This is a genomic window from uncultured Rikenella sp. (genome assembly GCF_948810725.1).
Taxonomy (GTDB): domain Bacteria; phylum Bacteroidota; class Bacteroidia; order Bacteroidales; family Rikenellaceae; genus Rikenella.
On the sequence record NZ_CAQIVA010000068.1, the window covers coordinates 1 to 6,821 of the forward strand.

Below are 6,821 nucleotides of genomic sequence, written 5' to 3' on the forward strand. Positions count from 1 at the left end.
AGGTCGCCGCCTCCTTCAAGCCTCTGGCTATCGTAAGATAACCAGAGGCTTTTTTTTATTCAAGAACCTCTCCTGCGACCCCGCAATAGAACGAAAGCCCCTTTTTATTTCACCCGCCGGCTTTTTTGGAGCCCCTCCCATACTTTCATCGTGATAACCAAGCCTTATTCTTCAAGAGCCTATCCTCCGGCACCGCAATCGGGCGAAAGACCCTGTCTTTCCTCCTTCTCCCATCTCTCCCCACCAATAGAAGCCTGTTTCTCCATAGCTGCCCAGTCCGCGTTTGGGGTAGAGGCTGGCAGTTGAAATGCGCCAGCATTTCCCGTCCACGGGACGTGGGGCCCGGCCGGCCCGAGGCCAGTACCCTCAAACCAAACTGCGCGCCGACGCCTAAAGAGGGAACAAAGAACGGCGCGTGAAATCCGTCGCCCGCCCGCTTAAATAGGGATTTCACTCGTTTTGCGGTGAGCAAAATCGAGATGAAATCCCAGCGGGCGACGGCAAAACGCGGTGGAGCGAAAGCGGAGCCGCAGTGAGGCGGATACGGGGCGGAGAATTGGGGTGAGCTTTGGGTAGTGCTGTTCTTTGGCTCGAAAACCGTTTACGGTTTTGAGCCGCGCTGGGCCGAGTTTTGGGCTGGAATTTGGGCTGAGAGCGAGTAGCGCGGTTCTCCGAATCGCCGGCCTTGTCGCCCAGCGGCTTTGCCGCTCGGGGGAGTGGGCGACAGGCCGAACTTGACAGAATATGGTGATAAACGGGCGGTGGTTTGGGCGAAACTGTTGCGGCCCAACGGCCCGCGCGGTTCTTCAGACCGCAGGGATGCACTCAAAACGCAATTAGGGTAACTCCAGCCTCTTGCCCCCACGGGCACGCGGCACCGTTTATTCCGAGAGGCAACGCAACTGAAGACCATAGGCACGGCTTGTTGTACTTTCAGGAACCAGTCCCATTACATGAAAATGTAAATACATACTACGATAATCGATAGCTGTGGAAGCCCAACTGTATCCATCGCTCCCCACCACGACCAGCGTCCCCAATCGATCCTTGGTGCCATTCCCGCGGTAGCCCGGGGCGGATCGAGCGGCACTCGAAAAATGGCCACCTCGACTTAAATTAACCAGTCCCCTTGCCCCAGGCGCCTTTATAAAGATTGCGAATCCCCCCTTAACGCACCCTCTTGCACTTGCCCTGTAGGTGCTCGATCTTCAACCGCAAAACCGCCGTTCGATCGAACGACCTCCGAATGTATACATCCTCTTCGGTCGCCTCCCCCAGCTCCGGATTGTATTTTTCCCGCAGCGCCAAGAGCGCCTCCCACCGCTCCCCCTCATCAGTCACTTGGGCGATCCTGCCGAACACATGCACCGACTCGTACCCCGTCGAGTACGGCACCACCCTCGTTTCCCCCACCACACAGAAACTCACCCCGTCATTCGCCCCGATCGCATCGATTTTGTGCCCCTCCCGCGCGCAGTGGAAATAGATACAATTCCGCTCCCGCCGATAGACATAACTCATCGGCAGCCCGTAGCCATATCCCTCCGGCGCACACATCGCCAGAAAACCGAACTCCCCCGCCTCTAACAGCTCCTTGGCCATCGCCTCCTCCCACAGGCGATCCTGCCGGCGTACCCGTCTGAAATTCATAAAGTCATCTTTTTTAAATCCACCTCCGACAACCTCCATATCTTCATCTTCCTTCCCCCCTCGAACCACTCGTATATCAACCTCCCCGTTTCCGCCCTGACGAACGTCACCGACCCCGTCACCGTCCCCTCCCCCGCCTCCCAGAACGTCGCCGCCACCGCATATTTTTCGCCATAATCCAGCACCACCAGCAGATTCTCCCTCCAGTCCTGTGGTCGGACATACGTTTTGCTCGTCGTCAGTATCGTATACGCCGCCAGCTCTGTACCCTCCCGCCCCATAGCCCGGCAAGCCGAAACCAGTAGCGATGGATTGATCCGGTTGCGCAGCACCTTCGGAATCTCCCTGATCTCCTCCCCCGATAACTCCGTTTTCGACAAAGCCAGCAACCCCTCCAGCAATACCTCATCCGGCACCTCCGCCACCCATCCCCACTGCGGTTGCCGGTACGTTCCCTCCCCCATCTCCCGCATACGATCCAACAGCCCTGTATGGCTAGTGAACCACTCCAGCGCCTCATCGTTCCGCGCCAGCTCGCACATCTCTCCCACCAACACCCGCGTCGCCTCCAGCCACTCGTATTTCTCCGGCTCCATTCCCCTTACCCCACCCCCCGTTACTAAAGCCGCCAGCCCCAGGATAATCCTGAGGCTGGCTCCGCGAAAACGTATCATATTCCGTTATTTTTTCGAATCGGAAATCTCCCCCCGCCGATCCGGCAGCCGTCGCACCTCCTCCAGCCGCGCCGCCATCTCCGCCACCCGTTCCGGATAGAGCTCCGCCACATTGTTCCGTTCCCCGATATCCTCCGTCAGGTGATACAGCTGCGGTTCCTTCGCATTCCCCAGCTCGATGTTTACATCGTGATTTTTCGCCGCCCCGCCGCTCGGCGCGATATACTTCCACCCGTCCACCGTAATCGACAGCGTGCCCGCATTCTCGACAATGTATTCCCTCCCCCTGTTTCGTTTCCGGTCTTTCCCCAGCCAGACCGCCAGGTGATTCCGGCTATCCTGCGCCTCCCCCTCCGCGAGCTCCTCACCCACCAACTCCGCCAGCGAAGCGAACCAGTCCACCTGCGACGCCGGCGCCTCGCTCAGCCTCCCCGCCGGCACCCTCCCCGGCCACCTGACAATCGCCGGCACCCGTGTCCCCGCCTCGAAGATACTATACTTCCCCCCCCTGAACCGTCCCCACGGTTTGTGACTCCCCAGCAGCTCCACCGCCCGATCCCGATAGCCGTCATCCACCACCGGCCCGTTGTCCGACGACAAGATCACCAGCGTATTCTCTGCAATCCCCAGCGAATCCAACACCCCCAGAATCCGTCCCACCGACCAGTCGAACTGCAAGATCGCATCCCCCCTGGCCCCCATCCCACTCTTGCCCACGAACCGTTCGTGCGGCGCCCTCGGCACATGGACATCATTCGTGCAGAAATAGAGGAAGAACGGTTTTTCCGCCCCTGTTTTCTTTGCCTCCTGCTGTGCCGCCACCGAACGTTCGATGAACCTCACCGCCCGCTCCGTAATCGTATCCGCAATGTTTTCATCCACCCATAAGGCGTTTCCTCCGCCCGTCATATATCCGATCCTTCCGATCCCGTTCACGATCGCCATATCGTGCCCGTGACTCGCCTGTAGTTTGAGCCTCTCCGGATTTTTGCGTCCCGTCGGTTCCCCCGGGAACGGCCTGCTGTAGCTCACCCGGATCGAATCCTCCGGGTGGTTCGCCAAATCGAGCCCCACCACCCGTCCGTTTTCGATATATACGCACGGCACCCGATCCGCCGTCGCCGCCATGATGTACGAATAGTCGAACCCGATATCCTCCAGCCCCGGCGTCACCACCCCGTTCCAATCCTGCGCCCCCGCCCGGTCGCCCAGCCCCAAGTGCCACTTACCGACCGCCGCCGTCGTATATCCCGCCCGCTGCATCATCCTCGGCAGCGTTTTGTGCTCCGGCGTGACGATCATCGCCGCATCCCCCGGCGCAATGCCCGTCCCCGGCCTCCTCCACGCATATTCCCCCGTCAGAATGCTGTATCTTGCCGGCGTACTCGTCGCCGCCGTGGCATGCGCATCCGCGAACCTGACCCCCTCCGCCGCCAGCCGATCCGTATTCGGCGTCTCGATCGTCCCCTGCGACCCGTTGCAGGCAATATCTCCGAACCCCAGGTCATCCGCCAGAATAATGACCACATTCGGTTTTTCGGGGTTGTTTTTCGTTTTGTTTCCGGCCTCCGTCGCCGTCGCCGTCTTCACCGTACCCGCCACTCCCGCCGCCATTGCGGCCCACAGGCTCAGTTTCGTTTTCAAGTCAGTCATATCGAGTTTGGGTTGCAGAAAGTTTTTCCTTGGTTGTATACTATGGCTTTACACGGTGAATCAGGATCGGGTTTCGCGCCTGCACGTCGTTTTTCCTTGTAGTATATATGGCTTCATACGCTTGTAAAGAGCCAGGCAGTTATCGCGCCTCGACCCTGATTTTGACGATCGCCTTTCGGCTCACCGCCTCGTCCTCCGCCTTTTCCGGTCTGCCCAGCGGCGCATGCGCATCCTCCGGGAAGAAGATCACGAACTCCCCCTTTTTCGCCGTCACCCGGCTCGTCGGCTCGTCGTTATAGAACACGATGTCATTCCCCTCGTCGAACACCCCCTTCTGTTGCGAACAAGCATTCCTCCGCGCCCAACCGAACGATTCTCCTCCGTCGATCATCACCTGTAAGTCGATGTATTTGTCGTGCGCTTCGAGCACCGTATCTTCCGCCGGTTTTAGCCTGTGCTCTCCGACCATCACGAAGAGATCCTCCCCATTGATCTCATGCCTGCCGTTGAACGCCGGATCGTTCAGTTCCGCTCGGTGTTGTGCCAGGTATTCGAAAGCCACGGCGAAGAGCGGATGTATGCGCGCATATTTATGCACCGAGGAATCTAACGCGTCGTGTATCATGATTTTGAGTTAAGGGAATGTTCCGAGAGACAAATATACGAAAAAAGCGATAATCGGGATTTATGGAAGCCGCTGTGCGTTTGCATTATGCGGGTATACCCGGCCAAAGCATCCCGCAGGGATGCGCTCTGAAGTTTCTTTGGTTCTTTCTGTTCACAGAAAGAACAGTCCCCTCAAACCAAACGCGCGCCGCCGCCTAAAGAGGGAAATCGTCAAAATGTGCTGGCACGTTTTGACAAGATTTCCCCAGGCGCGCGAACAAAGCTCGACCCGCGCGCGATTGCTGGATAAGGAAATCATTCAAACGCGAATGATGCGTTTGAATAAGATTTCCGCCCGCGCGCGGACAGAGAGCGGTGCGAGGAATTGGGCCGAGGCTGCCCGCGTTGCATAGGGGTAGAGGCTGGCAGTAGAAATGCGTAAGCATTTCTCGTCCACGGGACGTGGGGCCCGCGCGGCCTGAGCGCAGTCCCCTCAAACCAAACCGCGCGCCCCGCCTAAAGGAGCGATTCAGCTATTTCGGCGGTGAGCCGAAATAGAATGAATCGTGCAGGCGCGCGAAAAACTTGTCCCTGCGCAAAAATCCCTCTTTAGGCGGGCGACGGCAAGCGTGGCGGAGCGACAGCGGAGCCGCAGTGAGGCTGACACGGGGCGGAGAATTGGGGTACGCTTTGGGCTGTGCTTGTTCTTCGGGCGGTGGATTGGGCTGAACTGTTGGCCGAGCTTCTGCGACTCGCAGAGTCGCGCAGTTCGCCGCCACCCCACGCGGCGGACTGCAACTCGCCGGCGCTCGTTGCTGCTCTCCGCTGGCGGCGACTGCAAACAGGTCGCGGACGAATGGGCCGTGCTTTTGCGGTTCGAAGAACCGCCGGGCCTGCGCGCTGGGCCTTCGGCCCACCCCCGGAGCGCGCAGCCCGAACCCAAAAGAATTGAGGAGGTGAATGGATTGTTGCTTCTGCAACTCGCCGACGCTCGTTGCAGTCACCGCTGCCGGCGACCCGCTTAAACTAAAAGCGAGTAGTGCGATTCCGAATGGAACCTCCGGCCTTGTCGCCCAGCGGCTTTGCCGCTCGGGGGGATGGGTGACAGGCCGAACCGTTGTCGCGCCCAGCACGAATGTGCCGAGTCCTGCGACCCTTTGGGGTCGCGCGGGCCGGACGCCTGCCCACGGGCGGCCCGCAACACGCCGCTGCGCGTCGAAAATTGCAGTCCTTCCCGGGCGCCCGTCCCGCCAAGGTCAAACAAAAGTAGGGTAGAGGCTGCCGGTTATTTGGGCCGAGGCGGCCAGTCTTCGCGTGCCGGGCGGCCCCGTTTATTCCGAGAGGCAACGCAACTGAAGACCGCGACCCCGGTAATCAGCGTTGCCGGAATTGAATCCTTGAGCATAAAACCCCAGATCCAGCCCTTGAATGCTGCTCGTAGCAGAAGACCAGCTGTAGCCACTGTTGCAGACACTTCTTGTCAGGCCTTCGAAGTTTTGTGGCCCGTAATCGCGGTAGCCCGGGGCGGGGTTCTCCTTCCCGTTTATTCCGAGAGGCAGCGCAATTGAAGACCGGGGCCGCGATAGAGTGCGTCATTGGGATTGAGTCCCTTAGTATCGAAACTTAAGAACACTCCGTAAGTACCGGTAAAGGCGGAAGACCAACTGTAACCGCTGTTCCCGATCCCCCTCAGTCCCCCTAATTGTCCGTAGTTTCCCGCATCGCGGAAGCCCGGGGCGCGCCCGCAGGGCGTTTTATTGGCGCCTCTACCCCAATTTGAGGCTAAGGCTGCCTGGTTCGCGTGCCGCTCGTCCCTGTTTATTCCGAGAGGCAACGCAACTGAAAACCGTGAGCACGGTAGTACGCATTAGTGGGACTGAGATCCAGCGTGTAGAAATGCAAGTAGACACAGTTGATTTTGTCCGTGGAGCACGACCAACTGTAACCGTGATTGGCACTCCCCCCGACTCCGCCCGAAAGCGCGTCGCGGAAGCCCGGGGCGCGCCCACAGGGCGTTTTACTGGCCGCCTCTACCCCAAATGCCTCTACCCTCAATCGCCCCCGTAGGCCCGCCTCACTTTTATCGATAGGCACCGCCCCCGCGAAACAAAAAAGGCTCTCATCGCAAGATGAGAGCCTTTGGGAACTTCGTGGTCGGGGTGAGAAGATTCGAACTTCCGACCTCCACGTCCCGAACGTGGCGCGCTAACCGGACTGTGCTACACCCCGAAAATTCCG

The 6,821-nt window shown here is 59.2% G+C and carries 5 protein-coding genes and 1 tRNA gene; all 6 read right to left on the reverse strand.

The annotated features are described in order from the left end of the window. Positions 1-1,167: 1,167 nt before the first annotated feature. Positions 1,168-1,650, reverse strand: coding sequence for a pyridoxamine 5'-phosphate oxidase family protein (locus tag Q9S52_RS10180; protein WP_304709032.1), 483 nt, complete (start codon positions 1,648-1,650; stop codon positions 1,168-1,170). After that, positions 1,647-2,324, reverse strand: coding sequence for a hypothetical protein (locus tag Q9S52_RS10185; protein WP_304709033.1), 678 nt, complete (start codon positions 2,322-2,324; stop codon positions 1,647-1,649). The genes Q9S52_RS10180 and Q9S52_RS10185 overlap by 4 nt, the downstream gene beginning before the upstream one ends. A gap of 6 nt (positions 2,325-2,330) precedes the next feature. Continuing rightward, positions 2,331-3,938 (reverse strand): arylsulfatase, encoded by a 1,608-nt coding sequence (locus tag Q9S52_RS10190; RefSeq protein WP_370649012.1) that lies wholly within the window; start codon positions 3,936-3,938, stop codon positions 2,331-2,333. Between the two features lie 178 nt (positions 3,939-4,116). Further along, positions 4,117-4,602: a YhcH/YjgK/YiaL family protein gene (locus Q9S52_RS10195; RefSeq protein WP_300728264.1), complete on the reverse strand. Its 486-nt coding sequence runs from the start codon at positions 4,600-4,602 to the stop codon at positions 4,117-4,119. A gap of 1,799 nt (positions 4,603-6,401) precedes the next feature. Continuing rightward, entirely contained in the window at positions 6,402-6,638 is a 237-nt protein-coding gene (locus tag Q9S52_RS10200; RefSeq protein ID WP_297830149.1) for a hypothetical protein, read from the reverse strand. A 96-nt stretch (positions 6,639-6,734) separates the two neighbouring features. After that, a tRNA-Pro gene (locus Q9S52_RS10205) sits at positions 6,735-6,812 on the reverse strand. Positions 6,813-6,821 lie beyond the last annotated feature (9 nt).

Excerpts from the sequence above, each read along its gene's own strand:
- Q9S52_RS10180 (WP_304709032.1), bottom strand. The coding sequence starts at position 1,650 with ATGAATTTCAGACGGGTACGCCGGCAGGATCGCCTGTGGGAGGAGGCG.
- Q9S52_RS10185 (WP_304709033.1), bottom strand. The coding sequence starts at position 2,324 with ATGATACGTTTTCGCGGAGCCAGCCTCAGGATTATCCTGGGGCTGGCG.
- Q9S52_RS10190 (WP_370649012.1), bottom strand. The coding sequence starts at position 3,938 with ATGGCGGCGGGAGTGGCGGGTACGGTGAAGACGGCGACGGCGACGGAG.
- Q9S52_RS10195 (WP_300728264.1), bottom strand. The coding sequence starts at position 4,602 with ATGATACACGACGCGTTAGATTCCTCGGTGCATAAATATGCGCGCATA.